This window comes from Bosea sp. PAMC 26642 (assembly GCF_001562255.1).
Lineage (GTDB): Bacteria > Pseudomonadota > Alphaproteobacteria > Rhizobiales > Beijerinckiaceae > Allobosea.
On record NZ_CP014301.1, the window covers coordinates 3876687 to 3893508 of the forward strand.

16 protein-coding genes are annotated in these 16822 nt (G+C 65.5%); 8 read left to right on the forward strand and 8 right to left on the reverse strand.

All coding sequences use genetic code 11. The features are described 5' to 3' along the window. Positions 1–71: 71 nt before the first annotated feature. From AXW83_RS28160 to AXW83_RS18705, 8 genes are all read left to right on the forward strand, one after another. Positions 72–1778: a serine/threonine dehydratase gene (locus tag AXW83_RS28160; RefSeq protein WP_082767236.1), complete on the forward strand. Its 1707-nt coding sequence runs from the start codon at positions 72–74 to the stop codon at positions 1776–1778. A 59-nt stretch (positions 1779–1837) separates the two neighbouring features. Continuing rightward, the gene (locus AXW83_RS18675) at positions 1838–2500 is read left to right on the forward strand and encodes an aspartate/glutamate racemase family protein (protein ID WP_082767524.1); all 663 of its coding nucleotides are present in this window, start codon (positions 1838–1840) and stop codon (positions 2498–2500) included. Positions 2501–2816: 316 nt separating this feature from the next. Continuing rightward, positions 2817–3881 (forward strand): MaoC family dehydratase, encoded by a 1065-nt coding sequence (locus AXW83_RS18680; RefSeq protein ID WP_066615846.1) that lies wholly within the window; start codon positions 2817–2819, stop codon positions 3879–3881. Between the two features lie 150 nt (positions 3882–4031). Beyond that, a complete protein-coding gene (sdhC, locus tag AXW83_RS18685) occupies positions 4032–4427 on the forward strand; it encodes a succinate dehydrogenase, cytochrome b556 subunit (RefSeq protein WP_082767237.1) in 396 nt (131 codons plus the stop codon). Positions 4428–4439: 12 nt separating this feature from the next. After that, positions 4440–4832 (forward strand): succinate dehydrogenase, hydrophobic membrane anchor protein, encoded by a 393-nt coding sequence (gene sdhD, locus AXW83_RS18690; RefSeq protein ID WP_066615850.1) that lies wholly within the window; start codon positions 4440–4442, stop codon positions 4830–4832. Between the two features lie 4 nt (positions 4833–4836). Next, complete coding sequence (sdhA, locus tag AXW83_RS18695; RefSeq protein WP_066615851.1) at positions 4837–6669, forward strand: succinate dehydrogenase flavoprotein subunit; 1833 nt, start codon at positions 4837–4839, stop codon at positions 6667–6669. Between the two features lie 64 nt (positions 6670–6733). Beyond that, positions 6734–7033: a virulence factor gene (locus AXW83_RS18700; RefSeq protein ID WP_066615852.1), complete on the forward strand. Its 300-nt coding sequence runs from the start codon at positions 6734–6736 to the stop codon at positions 7031–7033. 3 nt (positions 7034–7036) lie between these two features. Continuing rightward, positions 7037–7834 carry a succinate dehydrogenase iron-sulfur subunit gene (locus AXW83_RS18705; protein WP_066615853.1) on the forward strand — a complete coding sequence of 266 codons (798 nt, stop codon included), beginning with the start codon at positions 7037–7039 and terminating at the stop codon, positions 7832–7834. A gap of 99 nt (positions 7835–7933) precedes the next feature. Here the strand turns inward: AXW83_RS18705 and AXW83_RS18710 are convergent, their stop codons facing one another. The 8 genes from AXW83_RS18710 to AXW83_RS18745 all read right to left on the reverse strand — a co-directional run bounded on the left by AXW83_RS18710 (position 7934) and on the right by AXW83_RS18745 (position 16796). After that, positions 7934–9370 carry a homospermidine synthase gene (locus AXW83_RS18710; RefSeq protein ID WP_066615855.1) on the reverse strand — a complete coding sequence of 479 codons (1437 nt, stop codon included), beginning with the start codon at positions 9368–9370 and terminating at the stop codon, positions 7934–7936. Between the two features lie 115 nt (positions 9371–9485). Further along, entirely contained in the window at positions 9486–10313 is an 828-nt protein-coding gene (locus tag AXW83_RS18715) for a phosphodiesterase (RefSeq protein WP_066620813.1), read from the reverse strand. Between the two features lie 204 nt (positions 10314–10517). Continuing rightward, entirely contained in the window at positions 10518–11849 is a 1332-nt protein-coding gene (locus AXW83_RS18720) for an ABC transporter substrate-binding protein (RefSeq protein ID WP_066615857.1), read from the reverse strand. A gap of 12 nt (positions 11850–11861) precedes the next feature. After that, positions 11862–12725: a carbohydrate ABC transporter permease gene (locus AXW83_RS18725; RefSeq protein ID WP_066615859.1), complete on the reverse strand. Its 864-nt coding sequence runs from the start codon at positions 12723–12725 to the stop codon at positions 11862–11864. Then, positions 12722–13567 (reverse strand): carbohydrate ABC transporter permease, encoded by an 846-nt coding sequence (locus tag AXW83_RS18730; RefSeq protein WP_066620820.1) that lies wholly within the window; start codon positions 13565–13567, stop codon positions 12722–12724. The genes AXW83_RS18725 and AXW83_RS18730 overlap by 4 nt, the downstream gene beginning before the upstream one ends. Positions 13568–13768: 201 nt before the next feature. Then, positions 13769–14305 (reverse strand): GNAT family N-acetyltransferase, encoded by a 537-nt coding sequence (locus tag AXW83_RS18735; RefSeq protein ID WP_066615861.1) that lies wholly within the window; start codon positions 14303–14305, stop codon positions 13769–13771. Positions 14306–14539: 234 nt separating this feature from the next. Next, the gene (locus AXW83_RS18740; protein ID WP_066615863.1) at positions 14540–15685 is read right to left on the reverse strand and encodes a type III PLP-dependent enzyme; all 1146 of its coding nucleotides are present in this window, start codon (positions 15683–15685) and stop codon (positions 14540–14542) included. A gap of 556 nt (positions 15686–16241) precedes the next feature. Continuing rightward, positions 16242–16796 carry a glyoxalase superfamily protein gene (locus AXW83_RS18745; protein ID WP_066620824.1) on the reverse strand — a complete coding sequence of 185 codons (555 nt, stop codon included), beginning with the start codon at positions 16794–16796 and terminating at the stop codon, positions 16242–16244. Positions 16797–16822: the final 26 nt, after the last annotated feature.

The following is a 16822-nucleotide window of genomic DNA, read 5'->3' on the forward strand; positions in this document are numbered from 1 at the left end:
TTGCACTGCACACTAGACGTGACGCAGATGCAACGGCAGTTCTTCGAACGGTGGATTGGGAGCGCGCACTGATGATCCGGATCGCTGGCGTGGACGGCTGCAAGGCGGGCTGGGTAGCGGCCATTTCATCGGGCACGGAACCGCCCGTTCTGCGTGTGGTGCGCCGCTTCGCCGAGTTGTACGACGGGCCGTCTGCGGCCGATATCGTCGCCGTCGACATGCCGATCGGCCTACCCGAACGCGTGACGGGCTCCGGGCGCGGCCCGGAACAGCTGGTCCGGCCGCTGCTTGGGGCACGACAATCCTCGGTGTTTTCGATCCCATCGCGCGCGTCGGTCCATGCCGAGGACTATGCGAGCGCCTGCGCTCTGGCGCTGGCGACATCCGAGCCGCCGCGCAAGGTCTCCAAACAAGGTTTCCATCTGTTTCCGAAAATCCGGGAGATCGATGCCCTTCTGAGGGAACCAAACGGACTCGACGCTCGCATTTTCGAGGTCCATCCGGAGCTGGCGTTCCAGACCATGCACGGGGCACCGCTGACGCATCCCAAGAAGATCAAGGGTGCGATCAATCCTGCCGGCATGGCCGAGCGCAGGGCGTTGCTGATCGAGACGGGCCTGCCGGCCGTCGTCGTCAATGCCGCCGCACCGCGCGGTGCATACGCTGACGACGTGCTCGATGCCCTCGCCGCCTTGGTCGTCGCCCGGCACATCGCCGCCGGGCGTGGACGGCCCTTCCCCGATCCTCCGGGACGCGATAGCCACGGTCTTCCGATCGCGATCTGGAGCTTCCTGCCCGATCGCCCCCCGACGCAGGAGCCGTCCATGAGCCAGAATCCCGTTCCGCGCGCGATGATCGAGGCTGCCGCCGAGCGGGTCGCCGGCCATGTCCGCACCACGCCGGTGATGCGGCTGGGCACCGGTGCCTTCGGCTCGCGGGCCGATGTCTCGCTGAAGCTCGAATGCCTGCAGCATGCCGGTTCGTTCAAGACGCGCGGCGCCTTCAACAACCTGCTCTCCCTGCCGGTGCCTGCAGCCGGGGTCGCCGCAGCCTCGGGTGGCAATCACGGCGCGGCGGTGGCGTATGCGGCGCGCGAGCGCGGGGTCAAGGCGACGATCTTCGTGCCGGAGATCTCGCCCGCCGCAAAGATCGAGGCGATCCGTCGCTTCGGCGCCGATGTCCGGATCGGCGGGGCGCAATATGACGACGCGCAGGCGGCCTGCGACGCCTTCGTCGCGGAGACCGGAGCGCTGAAGATCCATCCCTTCGCGGCGGCCGAGACCATTGCGGGACAGGGCACGCTCGGGCGCGAATGGCACGCCCAGGAGCGCGATCTCGACACGGTGCTGGTCGCGGTCGGCGGCGGCGGGCTGATCTCCGGGATCGCGGCCTGGTTCGCCGGATCCGGCGTCAAGGTGGTGGGCGTCGAGCCGGCGGGCTCGCGCGCCTTGCAGGCGGCACTCGAAGCGAAGGGGCCCGTGGAGGTCAAGGTCGCCTCGGTCGCCGCCGATTCGCTTGGCGCGCGCAATGTCGGGCCGCTGGTCTATGAGGTCTGCAAGGACACGGTCGATCATGTCGCGCTCGTTCCCGACGAGGCGATCACGCAAGCGCAGGTGGCGCTGTGGCGCGATTTCCGGCTGGCGGTCGAGCCCGGCGGGGCTGCGGCGCTGGGCGCGCTGCTGAGCGGCGCCTACAAGCCCAAGCCCGGCGAGCGGCTCGGCGTGCTGGTCTGCGGCGCGAATGTCGATCTCGGCGTTCTCAGGGAGATCGTGGCGTGAACGCGCCGGGCATCGCCAAGGGCGGCAAGGCGATCTATGGCGCCCCGCTCGGCATCCTGATGCTGGAGGCGCGCTTTCCGCGCATTCCCGGCGACATGGGCAATGCCGCGACCTGGCCTTTCCCGGTGCTTTACAAGGTCGTTGCAGGGGCAAGCCCGGAAAAGGTCGTGCTGCAGGGCGCTGCCGGGCTGCTGCCGGATTTCGTGGCTGCGGCGCAAGAACTGGTCCGGCTCGGGGCCGAGGCCATCACCACCAATTGCGGCTTCCTCTCGCTGTTCCAGGCCGAGCTCGCGGCTGCGGTCGGCGTGCCGGTCGCGACGTCCGCCCTGATGCAGGTACCCTGGGTGCAGGCGACGCTGCCGCCGGGGCAGCGCGTCGGCATCGTCACGGTTTCGTCGTCGAGCCTGACGCCGGCGCATCTCGATGCCGTCAGCGTGCCGCGCGACACCCCCGTTACCGGCACGGAAGGCGGCAAGGAGTTCTTCCGCGTGCTGATCAAGGCCGAAAAGGACGACATGGATATCGCGCTAGCCCAGCGCGACGTGGTCGAGGCCGGCCTGCGGCTCGTCGCGGAGAATCCCGGCATCGGCGCGATCGTTCTCGAATGCACCAACATGCCGCCCTATGCCGCCGCGCTGCAGGCGGCGACGGGGCTGCCAGTCTACGACATCTATTCGCTGGTGAGTTGGTTCCACGCCGGGCTGAGGCCGCGGAGGTTCTGAGCGGGCGACTTCCCAATTCGGATTTCGCTGCAGCGTCGGTTCCGGCGCTTCGCAGAACGGGAGAATAGCGCTGGAAGAACCCTCTCCCGGAGGGAGAGGGCAGGGTGAGGGGTCGGCCACTGGCCGTATAGGACGATGGTCTCGGCGAGCGCCTGCCTCAGTGCCGGACTCGCGAAACGGCCGACACCTCACCCTGCCCTCTCCTTACAGGAGAGGGTTCCCTGCGCTGGCTGGTTTGCAGTCGGGACTCGCAGCACTGGACGCAGGCCCTGCCGGCAGCGCACACTCTTGCCGACACCATCTCCGCGAGCCTTCCATGTTCGAGCCTACCCCCAAGACCAATCCCGGCCGCTTCTTCGAGGATTTCCGGCTCGGCGAGACCATCGTCCATGCGACCCCGCGCACCGTCACCGTCGGCGACGTCTCGCTGTACACGGCGCTCTATGGGCCGCGCTTCGCGGTGCAGTCCTCGGACGCCTTCGCAAAAGCGATCGGCTATCCGGCCGCCCCGGTCGACGACCTGCTGGTCTTCCATATCGTCTTCGGCAAGACGGTGCCGGATATCTCGCTGAATGCGGTCGCCAATCTCGGCTATGCCGATGGCCGTTTTCTCAAGCCGGTGTTTCCGGGCGACACGCTCTCGACGACGTCGGAGGTAATCGGGCTGAAACAGACCTCGGCGGGCGATGCCGGCATCGTCTATGTCCGCTCGATCGGTCGCAACCAGCGCGCCGAGATCGTACTGAGCTATGTGCGCTGGGTTCTGGTGCGCAAGCGCGCGCCAGGTACGCCGGCCCATGCCGAGCAGGTGCCGGATCTGGCCAAGGCCGTGCTGCCGGAGGAACTCGGCGAGGGCTGCCCGACGATCGAGCTTTCGGCCCATGACGACGCGCTGTCGGGCTCGCGCTTCCGCTGGAGCGACTATGCCGCGGGAGAGCGGATCGACCATGTCGACGGCATGACCGTCGAGGAGGCGGAGCACCAGATCGCGACGCGGCTCTACCAGAACACCGCCAAGGTCCACTTCGACGCCTACAGCGCGCGCGAGACCCGATTCGGCAAGCGCCTGATCTATGGCGGCCATGTCATAAGCCTGGCGCGCGCACTGTCCTTCAACGGGCTGGGCAATGCCTTCCACATCGCCGCGATCAATGGCGGGCGGCATGTCGCGCCGCTCTTCGCCGGCGATACCGTCTTCGCCTGGAGCGAGGTGCTGCAGAGCGCCGAACTGCCGGGACGCGGCGATGTCGGAGCATTGCGGCTGCGGCTGGTGGCGACCAAGAACCGTCCCTGCGGCGAGTTCCCGCTGAAGCATGACGGCGACCATTACGACGACGGCGTTATCCTCGATTTCGACTATTGGGCGCTGCTGCCGCGCTAGCCTGAGTTACAAAATCGATACTCTGTCACTTCGTCACCTGCGTGTCGCATTGCAGCAAGGGGCCGGTTTCGCTACAGACCAGTCACTCTAGAACGATCCCAAATGGATAGACGGGCTTGCTTGCAGGCCCAGCAGTGTCGGAGAGATGATTTGGCCGAGGTCAAGCCGGTGGCGCGTCCGCTTTCGCCGCATCTGCAGATCTATCGCTGGTCCTGGACGATGGCGATGTCGATCGCCCATCGCGTCACGGGATGCGCGCTCTATGCCGGTACGGTCCTGATCGCCGCCTGGCTGGTCGCCGCCGCGTCCGGCCCCGCCGCCTTCGAGACGGCGCAATGGATAGCGGGCTCGATCCTCGGCAAGCTCGTGATGTTCGGCTATTCCTTCGCGCTGCTGCACCACATGGTCGGAGGCCTGCGCCATTTCGTCTGGGACATGGGCCGTGGCTACGACCCGCAGACCCGGATGAATCTGGCGAAATACAGCGTCGCGGTGTCAGGCGGGCTCACGCTGCTCGTCTGGATCCTGGCCTTTCTGGTGCGCTGAGGAGTTTTAGCGATGTCGTCCAACTCCTCCATGCGCACGCCGCTCGGCCGGGTCCGCGGTCTCGGCTCCGCCAGATCCGGTACAGGGCATTTCTGGCTGCAGCGCGTCACCGCCGTCGCCAACGTCATCCTGACAGTGATCTTCCTCGGCGTCGTGATCTCGCTCTTCGGCAAGCCCTATCCGGCGGCGATGGCCACGCTGTCGCACCCCCTTGTCGCGATCCTGATGCTGCTCTTCATCATCTCGGGTGCGGTCCACATGCGGATCGGGATGCAGGTCGTCATCGAGGACTACGTCCATGGCGAGGGCCTCAAGATCGCCGCCGTGATGGCCAATACCTTCTTCGCGATCGCGATCGGCGCAGCCTGCGTCTTCGCGGTGCTGAAGCTCTCGTTTGGAGGCTGATCCGATGGCGATCACCAGAGCCCGCTCGACCGCGACCTATGCCGGCCCGGCCTATCCGATCACCGACCACACCTTCGACGTCGTGGTCGTCGGCGCCGGCGGTGCGGGTCTGCGCGCCACCGTCGGCTGCTCGCAGGCCGGCCTGAAGACCGCCTGCATCACCAAGGTCTTCCCGACTCGCTCGCACACGGTCGCGGCTCAGGGCGGTGTCGCGGCTTCGCTCGGCAATATGGGCAAGGACACTTGGCAGTGGCACATGTACGACACCGTCAAGGGGTCGGACTGGCTCGGCGACCAGGACGCGATCGAATACCTCGTCCGCAATGCGCCGGCCGCCGTCTATGAGTTGGAACATTGGGGCGTGCCGTTCTCGCGCACCGAGGCCGGCAAGATCTACCAGCGTCCCTTCGGTGGCATGACCACCGAATTCGGCGAGGGCCCGCCGGCCCAGCGCACCTGCGCGGCGGCCGACCGCACCGGCCACGCCATGCTGCACACGCTTTATGGGCAGGCGCTGCGCTACAATACCGAGTTCTTCATCGAGTACTTCGCCATCGACCTGATCATGGACGAGGACGGCGCCTGCCGCGGCGTGATCGCGCTCAAGCTCGACGACGGCACGCTGCACCGCTTCCGCTCGAAGATGGCGATCATGGCGACAGGCGGTTACGGCCGCGCCTATTTCTCGGCGACTTCGGCCCATACCTGTACAGGCGACGGCAACGCCATGGTGCTGCGCGCCGGCCTGCCGCTGCAGGACATGGAGTTCGTGCAGTTCCACCCGACCGGCATCTACGGCGCCGGCTGCCTGATCACCGAAGGCGCACGCGGCGAGGGCGGCTACCTGACCAATTCCGAGGGCGAGCGCTTCATGGAGCGCTATGCCCCCTCGGCCAAGGACCTCGCCTCGCGCGACGTCGTCTCACGCTCGATGACCATGGAAATCCGGGGCGGGCGCGGCGTCGGCAAGAACAAGGACCACATCTACCTGCATCTCGACCATCTCGACCCGACGATCCTGCACGAGCGCCTGCCCGGCATCTCGGAGAGCGCCAAGATCTTCGCCGGCGTCGACGTGACGCGCGAGCCGATCCCGGTGCTGCCGACGGTGCATTACAACATGGGCGGCATACCCACGAACTTCCACGGCGAGGTCCTGACCAAGGTCGACGGCAATGCCGACACGGTGGTGCCGGGCCTGATGGCGATCGGCGAGGCGGCCTGCGTCTCGGTGCATGGCGCCAACCGGCTGGGCTCGAACTCGCTGATCGACCTCGTGGTCTTCGGCCGTGCGGCGGGCCTGCGCTGCGCCGAGATCGTGACGCCGGGCGAAAAGCAGCCGGAGCTGCCCTCGACCTCGGCCGATCTGGCCCTGACGCGCCTCGACAAGTTCCGCAACGCCTCGGGCTCGACCACGACGGCCGAACTGCGCGGGCGCATGCAGAAGACCATGCAGGACAATTGCGCGGTCTACCGCACGGGTGAGACTCTGGAAGAGGGCCACAAGCTGATCCACGAGGTCTGGGCCGGCGCATCGGACATCGCGACGACCGATCGCTCGCTGATCTGGAACTCCGACCTGATCGAGACGATGGAGTTCGACAATTTGATCACGCAGGCCGTGGTTACGATGGATTCGGCGCTGAACCGCCCGGAAAGTCGCGGGGCCCATGCCCGCGAGGACTATCCCAACCGCGACGACAAGGACTGGATGAAGCACACGCTCGCTTGGGTCGACGACGAGAAGCGGACGGTGTCGCTGGATGATCGCCCGGTCCACACCTACACGCTCTCCAACGACATCGAGTACATCAAGCCCAAGGCAAGGGTGTATTAAGGGAGAGATCGCGTTCATGCGTCCTTTAGCGACCATTGGACACAACCGGGGAGGCGGAGGGCGCATGTACGCGATCGTCTTCGATTTTGACACGCAAACTCTGGAACAGCTTTATCCCAATCAATCCTGGCGGAACGCCTACACGGATGTACGAAGCTATTTGACGGCTCGTGGTTTCGAATGGAAGCAGGGCAGCACTTATTTTGGAAATGACTCGGTTGATGCAGTGCGCTGCGTCACGGTCGTCCAAAGACTGGCAAAGAAGTACTCTTGGTTTACGCCTTCGGTCCGGGACATCAGAATGCTTCGGATCGAAGAAAACAACGATCTAATGAGTGCGCTCGACGACGAGGACGACGACTAAGTCATGGCCGAATTCAATCTCCCGCAGAACTCCCGCCTCGTCGCGGGCAAGACCTGGCCGAAGCCCGCCAGCGCCGGCAAGCTGACCGAGTTCAAGGTCTATCGCTGGAGCCCCGACGATACCGAGAACCCGCGCACCGACACCTATTTCGTCGACCGCGAGGATTGCGGACCGATGGTTCTCGACGCGCTGATCTGGATCAAGTCGAAGATCGACCCGACGCTGACCTTCCGCCGTTCCTGCCGCGAGGGCATCTGCGGCTCCTGCGCGATGAACATGGACGGCAAGAACGGGCTCGCCTGCACCACCGGCATCGACGAGTGCGGCGGGACGGGCAAGAATGCGGGACGGGTCGCGATCTATCCGCTGCCGCATATGCCGGTGATCAAGGATCTGGTGCCGGACCTGACGCAGTTCTACGCCCAGCACGCCTCGATCGAGCCCTGGCTCAAGACCACGACGCCGTCGCCGGAGAAGGAATGGGCGCAAGGGAAAGAGGATCGCGAGAAGCTCGACGGTCTCTACGAGTGCATCCTGTGCGCCTGCTGCACCACCTCCTGCCCGAGCTACTGGTGGAACGGCGACCGCTATCTCGGCCCTGCTGCCCTGCTGCAGGCCTATCGCTGGCTGATCGACAGCCGCGACGAATCGACCGGCGAGCGGCTCGACAATCTGGAAGATCCGTTCCGGCTGTATCGCTGCCACACCATCATGAACTGCGCCAATGCCTGCCCGAAGGGGTTGAACCCCGCCAAGGCGATTGCCGAAGTGAAGATGATGATGGTGACGCGTCAGGTCTGACGCATCACCATGTCAATGTCGGCGCACCCGTCTCGTCATGGTCGGGCTCGCATAGAGGCGCGCCAAGACAATTGACGGCCAGCTGCAGCGACCCATTCGTCACCGCACCAGAATATTCCGGAACTGCCACGGATCGCTGGCGTCGATGTCCTCCGGGAACAGCCCCGGACGGCCGTCGAGTGGGGTCCAGTCCGTATAATAGCCCTTCACCGGACCGAGATAGGGCATCTGGATCTCGAGGCAGCGGTTGAGGTCCATCTCCTCGACTTCGACGATGCCGGCGCGCGGATTCTCCAGCGCCCAGACCATGCCGGCGAGGATGGCCGACGTCACCTGCAGGCCGGTCGCGCTCTGATAGGGAGCCAGCGTGCGCGTCTCCTCGATCGAGAGCTGCGAGCCGAACCAGTAGGCGCCCTTCTCATGACCGTAGAGCAGCACGCCGAGTTCGTCGATGCCATCGACGATCTCGTCCTCTTCCAGGATGTGCTCCTCTTCCTGCGGGCGGCCGGCATTGCCGAACATCTCGTGCAGCGACAAAACCGCGTCGTTGGGCGGGTGGTAGGCGTAGTGGCAGGTCGGCCGGTAGACGGCCTTGCCGCTCTCGTCGCGGACGGTGAAGTAATCGGCGATCGAGATCGACTCATTGTGTGTGACGAGGAAGCCGTATTGCGGACCGGGCGTCGGGCACCAGCTCCTGACCTTGGTCTCGGCACCAGCCTGCATCAGATAGATCGCGGCCTGCGAGCCGGTTTCGTGGGTGCGGGCGTTGTCGGGCATCCACGTCTCATGCGTGCCCCAGCCGAGTTCGGCCGGCTGCACGCCTTCGGCGATGAAGCCCTCGACCGACCAGGTGTTGACGAAGACGCCCGGCGGCTTGGGATTGCGCGACCGCTGCGTGTCACGCTCGGCGATATGGATGCCCTTGACGCCGGCATGTTGCATCAGCGCGGCCCATTCCTCGCGGGTCGTCGGCTGGGGCACATTCAAGCGCATATCGGCGGCGAGGTTGAGCAGTGCCTTCTTGGCAAGCCAGGAGGCCATGCCCGGATTGGCGCCGCAGCAGGAGACCGAGGTCGGCGAGCCGGGCGCGCGGGCGCGCTTGGCGGCGAGCGTCATCTCGCGCAGCGCATAGTTCGAGCGCTCGCCCGGACCCTTGCTCTCGTCGAAATAGAAGCCGAGCCAGGGCTCGTTGACCGTATCAATATAGAGGGCTCCAAGACTGGAGCAGAATTCCATCAGGTCGCGCGAGCCGGTGTCGCAGGACAGGTTCACGCAGAAGCCCTGCCCGCCGCCTGCCGTCAGCAGCGGCTCGAGCATCGTCTTGTAGTTGTCGATGGTAACGGCTTCCTGGATGAACCGGATGCCGCGCTCGTCGAGGAGGTGGCGGTTCAAATCGTCAGGCGCAATGACGACGAAACGGCTCTTGTCGAATTCGAAATGCCGCTCGATCAGCGGCAGCGTCCCGCGTCCGATCGAGCCGAAGCCGATCATCACGATCGGGCCGGTGATCTTTCCGTATACGGGCCAGTTGCTCATTCTCGGGTTGTCTCCTTCTTGGGGGCGCTTGCCGGGGCGGTGGCTGCGCAAGCCATCTCCGGCTCGTATGGGCGAAGCGTTGCCGCGTCAATCACACCAGGGCCGTATCTCCGGGTCAGTGGCTGCCCGGATAGTCCGCGTCAAGGACGAAGGGGTAGGGGCCAGCGAAACGCTCGACATAGGCGGTATGGGTCACGAAGCCGGCAGTCTGCCGGAACGAATGCAGCAGATAGGCCGGCGGCTCCATGTGGAACGTCGCAGCACCGTCGTCGCTGAGGTCGAGCGTCACCTGGTGCGTCACGCTGGGCGCGATCTGCGCGATGGTGCCGGCAAAGCGCGTCACGATCGGCCGATGATGATGGCCGCACAGGATGCGCTCGATGTTGGGATAGCGCGAGACGATGGCAGCAAAGGCCTCTGCCCCGTCGAGCAACCTGATCGCATCCATATGCGCGATGCCGCAGGCGAAGGGCGGATGATGCATGAAGATCGCAACAGGCTGGTCACCTGCCCCCGCCAGCGCCTGATCGAGGAAGGCGAGCCGCGTCGCGCACAGCGCACCGGCGCTCTGTCCCGGCACGAGCGTATCGAGCCCGATCAGCCGCATAGGCCCGATATCGGCGACGAACTGGACGAAGCCGCCGTCGAGCACCTGCCTTGGATCCAGGGCAAGGCCTGCGGTCAGCGTCTCGCGCCGGTCATGATTGCCCGGCACCACCAAAACAGGCATGTCGAGCCGGCTCAGCATCGCCTGCAGGACGGCATACTCCTCGGCCAGGCCGCAATCGGTCAGATCACCGGTGATCACCAGCAGATCGGGGCGGGGCGAAAGCCTGGCGACGACATCCAGCGCGCGTTCGCTCAGCGCATTGGTCTCGGAGACGCGATAGGCGGGTTTGCCGCGCGGGCGGATATGCAGGTCGGTGATCTGGGCGATGAGCATGATGGGTCTCGGAAATGACAGCCGATCGTCATGGCCGGGGCCGAGCATGACGATCCAGCGTATGAAGGCGGCTTCAAGGTCCGGCTCGAAACTCGCTCCGGTGAGTTGACTGGCGTGGCTTTCGAGAACCGGAGCGGAGCGGACTTTTGTCCGTGAGCACCGGAAGCGCAGAAAGCCGCGTCAGACGGCCACCGGAGTAGAGTTTCAGTTCGTCGGCAGCTTCAGCGCGGTCTGCTCGACATAAGGCCGCATGATCTCATCGGCCTGCTTCTGGGCAGCGACCAGCGCCTCCTTCGGCGTCTTCTTGGCCGACAGCACCGCGGCGAGTTCGTCCTCGATCGCCTTGCGGACGGGCACGGTCTTGTAGGTGGCGAACCAGGGCTTGGCGAAGGCGAGCTGGCTGACCGCGATCCCGGCGTCGGGGTTCTTGGCGATGAACTCCTTCATCTCGGGCGTGTCGTAGGCGGCCTTGTTGGGGGCGAAATAGCCGGTGGCGCGGCTCCACCAGCCGGACTTCTCAGGCGAGGTCATCCAGTTGATCAGCGTCCAGGCGGCCTTGCGACGCTCGCCCTCGACACCGGTCGGGATGACCAGCGAAGCGCCGCCGATCGGCACTTCGTTGCGGACGTTCTTGGGGACGAAGGCGACCTTGTAGGGGAATTTCGCATTGTTGCGGATATGGGTCAGCGAGCCCGTCGAGAGCAGCATCATCGAGGCCTGGCCCGACAGGAAGGCGCCGGAAACCGCGCCGCCGGCCTGCACGCCGGCCGGATGAACCTTGTGCTTGGCGACGAGGTCGGACCAGAAGGTCAGCGCGCCGAGCATGGACGGGGTGTCGTAATAGACCTCGCCGCCATATTCGGCATTGAACCACTGGCCGCCATTGGAATGGGTCAGGGCCTGCAGGATCCAGCCGCCGTAATCATAGTTCGAGGGCATCATCATGCCCCAGCGGGTGACGCGGTCGCCGTCGCGCTTGGTCAGCTTCTTGGCGGTGGCGACCAGCTCTTCCCAATTCGCGGGCAGCTTGTCGGGGTCGAGGCCGGCTTCCTTGAGGTGATCGGTATTGACGTAGAGCAGCGGCGTCGAGTTGTGGAAGGGCACGCCATAGACCTGCCGGTCGAGCACGGCGTTGCCATGCAGCGCATCGAAGAACTGGCCCATGAACTGGTCGTTGTTCTTGCCGTCGGCCTTGATGAGCGCGTCCATCGACTGGATCTCGCCCTCGATCTTGAGGTCGAGCAGGAAGTTGGCGGACATGATCACGGCGGCCGGCGGCTTGCCGGCCTTCATCGCGGCGCGGGTCTTGATCAGCGTTTCGTCATAGGAGCCGGTATAGACCGGCGTCGCCTTGATCGAGGGGTTCTTTTCGTTGAACTCCTTGAGCAGGGCCGCCATGTCGCGGGCGAGCTGGCCGTCGACCGGGACCGGGAAGAACAGCTCGATCTCGGTCGGGGCCTGGGCGAAGGCGGGCGAGAGCGCGAAGCTGGCGGCGAAGGCGGCGCCTGCGAGCAGGCTGCGGCGGGTGGTCGTCATGATGGTTTTTCCTTACTTGATACCGGAGGAGACGAAGGAGTTGACGAAGGCGCGCTGGAACAGCGCGAAGGCGAGCAGCAGCGGCGCGCTGACCATCAGGGTGCCGGCAGCGATCACGCCCCAGGCCTGCGCGCCCTCGGCGCCGCGCGTGAAGGAGGCGAGGCCGACGGTGAGCGGGCGCAGATCGGGCGAGTTGATCACCATCAGCGGCCAGAGGAACTCGTTCCAATGGGCGGTGACCGAGACGATCGAGAAGGCGACGAGCGAGGGCTTGGCCAACGGCAGATAGATGAAGCCGATGCGCTGGAAGACGCTGGCGCCGTCGATCAGGGCTGCATCCTCCAGCTCGCGCGGGATCGCGCGGAAGGCCTGGCGCATCAGGAAGGTGCCGAAGGCGGAGGCGAAATAGGGCGCCATCACGCCGAGCAGGCTGTCATAGAGGCCGAGTTTCGCGATCGTCGTCAGGTTGGGGACGATCAGCACGACGGGCGCCAGCATGAGCTGCAGCAGGAAGAGGTAGAAGCAGAGCGTCCGGCCCGGAAACTCAAGCCTGGCGAAGGCGTAGCCGGCCAGCGTGATCGTGACGATCTGCACGGCGAGGATGCCGAGGCTGATGATCGTCGTGTTGAGGCCGTAGCGCGGGAAGTCGGCCGAAGCCCAGGCCTCCCGGAAATTGGCCAGCGTCGGGACATAGGACGGGACCAGCGAGGCCATGCCGGCGCCGATGCTTTCGGGATTGAAGGCCGCGATCAGCATCCAGATGAAGGGCACCATCCAGAGTGCCGCGATCAGCAGCGTCGCGGCATAGCCGAGCTTCGGCGTGATCTCGCCGGTGGCGACGCCGGTGCTGGCCTGGCTGATGCTGGCCGCGCTCATGGCTCCTTCTCCCCGAAGGAGCGTTCCAGCGTCCGCAGCGAGGAGGCGGTGACGGCGAGCAGCAGCGCCAGCATGACCAGCGTGCCGGCCGCAGCGCGTCCGGCGTCGTAGTTCTCGACCGCCTGCTGGTAGACGTAGAACAGCAACAGGTTGGTGGAATCGGACGGGCCGCCTTTGGTCAGGACGAAGACATGATCGACCTGGGTGACGACATTGAGCAGCCCGATGACCAGGACGAAGCCGATCGTCGGCTTGAGATAGGGCAGGGTGACATAGCGCAGCCGCTGCCACGGCCCGGCGCCGTCGAGGATCGCGGCCTCATAGGCGTCCGCCGGGACGGCCTGGAGGCCGGCGAGGAAGAACAGCATGTAGTAGCCGGCGTTCTTCCAGATCGTCAGCGCCATGATCGACCAGAGCGCGATGTCGGGATCGCCGAGCCAGTTCGGGCCGGAGATGGCGAGCTTGGCAAGGTGGTAATCGAGCAAGCCGACATTGGGCAGGAACAGGAACAGGAAGATCGAGGCGGCGGCGACCAGCGGGATCAGAACGGGCAGGAAGAACAGGGCCCGGAACAGCGCGTTGACGCGGCTCGATTTCACCAGCGCCATGGCAAAACCCAGCGCCAGCACGAGGCTGGGGATCACCGTGCCAAGCGCATAGACCAGGTTGTTAGCCAGCGCCTTCCGGAAGGCGGGGTCAGCGAAGAGCTTGAGAAAATTGTCGAACCCGACATAGGCCTGCGGGCCGCCGACGCGGATCTGTCCGTGGAACGACTGCCACAGGACCTGCACAACCGGCCAATAGGTGAACAGCGCCAGAAAGAGCAGCGACGGCGCCAGCATCGCGAAGGCGAGCACGGTGGTCTGGCGCGGCCGCCAGCGCGGCGCGCTCCATTCCCTCGCCCTGCCCGCCGTGATCGTCGCCTGCGCCATGCACCCCTACCTTTGGCGGGGGTCATGGCGGGGCAGGACGACGAAGCGGTTACGGATCGATGACGGATGCGTGACGGCTCCGGCGATTCGCCGGGGCTGTCGCAGTTATCCTTAGGCGGCGCGGCGCGCCGGCTCCGCCAGCGGGGCGGCTTGGTCAGGACGGCTGGTCGCGACGAGAACCCCGGCGGCACAGGCCAACGCGCCATCGCGCAATTCGAGGCCGAGGAAGCGTTCGCGTTCGACGGGGCCGGGCATGGCGAGATCTCGGGTCAAGTCGCCGCAAAAGCCGAAGCGCTCGTAATAGGCCGCGTCACCGACCAGCAGCACGGCACCATGACCGCGGCAGGCCGCGCGCCAGATCGCTTCCCGCATCATGGCGCGGCCGAGGCCCTCGCCCTGAAGCTCCGGCGAAACGGCGAGCGGACCGAGCAGGAGCGCGGCCTTGCCGCCGACCTCGACATGCCAGAGCCGGACGGTCGCGACGACGACGCCGTCGCGCTCGGCCGTCAATGCAAGGCCCTCAGCCGGCAAACGACCCGCGCGGAGCCGCTCGCTCGACTTCGCGGTGCGGCGCTCGCCCAGGCAACGGTCGAGCAGCGCCTCGCGGGCGGGAATATCGGCAGCGACCTCGTCGCGAATCGTGATCATGACGCACCTCCGGCCGGAGCGCCCGCTGTCGCGGACCTTCCCGGCGCCGCGCAGGCGCGGCCACAAGACTCAAGGGATGTGTGGAAGAGGGTCCGGCGGGAGCCACGGCCGCAGCACTCCATTCTGGAGGCTAGGACGCTCCGCCTGAAAACCGTCGGGCGGCCTGCCGATCATGACAGGGCGCTTCGCCGGACCCGATTTGATGCAAGGGACGGCAGGCCCCTTGAATTCACGTCAGATGACGTACTGCCTCAACGGCGGAAAACCGTTGAAGGCGACGGCCGAGTAGGTCGTCGTATAGGCGCCCGTGCCTTCGATCAGCAGCTTGTCGCCGATCTCCAGGCTGAACGGCAGCATGTACGGGGTCTTCTCGTACATGACGTCGACCGAATCGCAGGTCGGGCCGGCGAGCACGCAGGGAACCGTCGCATCGCCGTCGCGGGCGCTGCGGATCGGATAGCGGATCGCCTCGTCCATGGTCTCGGCGAGACCGTTGAACTTTCCGATATCGAGATAGACCCAGGCGACCTGATCGTCCTTGGCCTTCTTCGAGATCAGGACGACCTCGGTCTCGATCAGGCCGGCATCGCCGACCATGCCGCGGCCCGGCTCGATGATGGTCTCCGGCAGGCGGTTGCCGAAATGCTTCGACAGCGCCTGGAAGATCGCATCGCCATAGGCCGGGACGCCCGGGATCGGACGCAGATAGCGCGCCGGGAAGCCGCCGCCGAGATTGACCATCGACAGCGACATGCCGCGCACCGCGCACTCCTTGAACACCGACGAGGCCGAGGCCAGCGCGGAGTCCCAGGCGTTGATGTTGGCCTGCTGCGAGCCGACATGGAACGAGATGCCATGCGCGGTCAGGCCGAGGCGATGGCCATGTTCGAGCACGTCGGCGGCCATTTCGGGCACACAGCCGAACTTGCGCGAAAGCGGCCAGTCGGCGCCGGCTCCGTCGCAGAGGATGCGGCAGAAGATACGCACATCCGTCGCGCCGGTCTTGTCAGCCGAACGGGCGACCTTCTCGACCTCGGCCGTGCAATCGACGGCGAAGAGGCGCACGCCGAGCTCCATGGCGCGGGCGACGTCGCGCTCCTTCTTGATCGTGTTGCCGAAGGAGATGCGGTCGGCGGTCGCACCGGCGGCCAGCGCGAGTTCGATCTCGACGACCGAGGCGCAATCGAAGCAGGAGCCGAGCTTAGCCAGCAAAGCGAGCACTTCCGGGGCCGGGTTCGCCTTCACGGCGTAGAACACGCGCGTGTCGGGGAGAGCCCGGGAGAAGGCATGATAGTTCTCTCTGACGACATCGAGATCGATGACGACGCAGGGCCCATCCTCACGGCGGGTGCGAAGAAACTCACGGATGCGCTCGGTCATGAGACGCGTCTCCCTCCGGCGCAAGCGGCGCCGATGCGACATGAAGCCGGCTTGAGTCGATCGAGCGAACCACGGCGCGTTGGAAACGCCGAGATACGCCGAACGAAACGTCCGGACTTTGATAACCGTCGCTTGGGAGATGAACCCCGCACGCCCGGCAATGAAGGACAAGCCTCTTCGGTGCTGGTCTTTGGAGGACCAGCGAGACCAAAAAAAGCCCGTTCCGTCGTTGCTTTAAGCTGCGTCCCCCGTGGAGATTCGGGGTTCGCCGGTTTCGCCTCCGGCTGCCAGTCGCTGTTCGGAGAGCAGTTCCCTTGGGAGGAACCGGGAGGCGTGATTCGAGGGGATGTCCATCCCCCTCCATCCGTCCTCCAACTCCTGGCGGCTGTCCGGCCTCTTGTCCGGATGCCCACCGACTGACACGCGGCCACAGGCACGTGCGAATTGGGTAGAGGGCATATACGGATTGCGGCCCGGCACTACAAGTTTTTTCTGAGCGCAGGACCGGGATTTTTTAGCGAACGCCGGCCCGGAGAAAGCTCGGCCGACCAACCGGCTATCCGCAGAAGCGGATGCGGTTTCCGAACGGATCGGGCACTTCGAGCATACGCCCGCCCGGACCGTCCTCCTGGATGCCCGGCTTGGAGTAGGAGTAGCGCTTGCCGATCAGCTCGGCGCGATAGGCGTCGACGCCCTTCATCCGCACGAAGACGTTCGAGCCGGGGCTGGCATCGCCGTGATGCTCGGACAGATGCAGCTTCAGCCCGGAGCGTGAGACCTGCATGTAGATCGGGAAGTTCGGGCCGAAGCGATGGTCCCAGTCCATGCTGAAGCCGAGGAAGCCGAGATAGAATTCCTGCGCCTTCCCGACATCGAAGATCCGCAGGATGGGAATGCCCATCTCGAGGCTGATGCCGGACGAATCTGACTGCGCCTCCCCCACCACGTCACGGTACTCGCCGAAGCTTGCGGAGGCAGTGTTCCAGTCTGCATAGCCAAACTGCCTGGCAACGATTTCCAGGGTTTCGGAGTGGGACAGCGCGACCTGCCGGGCGGCAAGAGTCTCGCGGAGACTTTTGGCCATCAGTTTCGCATCGCGAAAGCTGCGCATCATCATGATCCTTCTCGTGGAGGACG

Excerpts from the sequence above, each read along its gene's own strand:
- AXW83_RS28160 (WP_082767236.1), top strand. The coding sequence starts at position 72 with ATGATCCGGATCGCTGGCGTGGACGGCTGCAAGGCGGGCTGGGTAGCG.
- AXW83_RS18675 (WP_082767524.1), top strand. The coding sequence starts at position 1,838 with ATGCTGGAGGCGCGCTTTCCGCGCATTCCCGGCGACATGGGCAATGCC.
- AXW83_RS18680 (WP_066615846.1), top strand. The coding sequence starts at position 2,817 with ATGTTCGAGCCTACCCCCAAGACCAATCCCGGCCGCTTCTTCGAGGAT.
- sdhD (WP_066615850.1), top strand. The coding sequence starts at position 4,440 with ATGTCGTCCAACTCCTCCATGCGCACGCCGCTCGGCCGGGTCCGCGGT.
- sdhA (WP_066615851.1), top strand. The coding sequence starts at position 4,837 with ATGGCGATCACCAGAGCCCGCTCGACCGCGACCTATGCCGGCCCGGCC.
- AXW83_RS18700 (WP_066615852.1), top strand. The coding sequence starts at position 6,734 with ATGTACGCGATCGTCTTCGATTTTGACACGCAAACTCTGGAACAGCTT.
- AXW83_RS18705 (WP_066615853.1), top strand. The coding sequence starts at position 7,037 with ATGGCCGAATTCAATCTCCCGCAGAACTCCCGCCTCGTCGCGGGCAAG.
- AXW83_RS18710 (WP_066615855.1), bottom strand. The coding sequence starts at position 9,370 with ATGAGCAACTGGCCCGTATACGGAAAGATCACCGGCCCGATCGTGATG.
- AXW83_RS18715 (WP_066620813.1), bottom strand. The coding sequence starts at position 10,313 with ATGCTCATCGCCCAGATCACCGACCTGCATATCCGCCCGCGCGGCAAA.
- AXW83_RS18720 (WP_066615857.1), bottom strand. The coding sequence starts at position 11,849 with ATGACGACCACCCGCCGCAGCCTGCTCGCAGGCGCCGCCTTCGCCGCC.
- AXW83_RS18725 (WP_066615859.1), bottom strand. The coding sequence starts at position 12,725 with ATGAGCGCGGCCAGCATCAGCCAGGCCAGCACCGGCGTCGCCACCGGC.
- AXW83_RS18730 (WP_066620820.1), bottom strand. The coding sequence starts at position 13,567 with ATGCTGGCGCCGTCGCTGCTCTTTCTGGCGCTGTTCACCTATTGGCCG.
- AXW83_RS18735 (WP_066615861.1), bottom strand. The coding sequence starts at position 14,305 with ATGATCACGATTCGCGACGAGGTCGCTGCCGATATTCCCGCCCGCGAG.
- AXW83_RS18740 (WP_066615863.1), bottom strand. The coding sequence starts at position 15,685 with ATGACCGAGCGCATCCGTGAGTTTCTTCGCACCCGCCGTGAGGATGGG.
- AXW83_RS18745 (WP_066620824.1), bottom strand. The coding sequence starts at position 16,796 with ATGCGCAGCTTTCGCGATGCGAAACTGATGGCCAAAAGTCTCCGCGAG.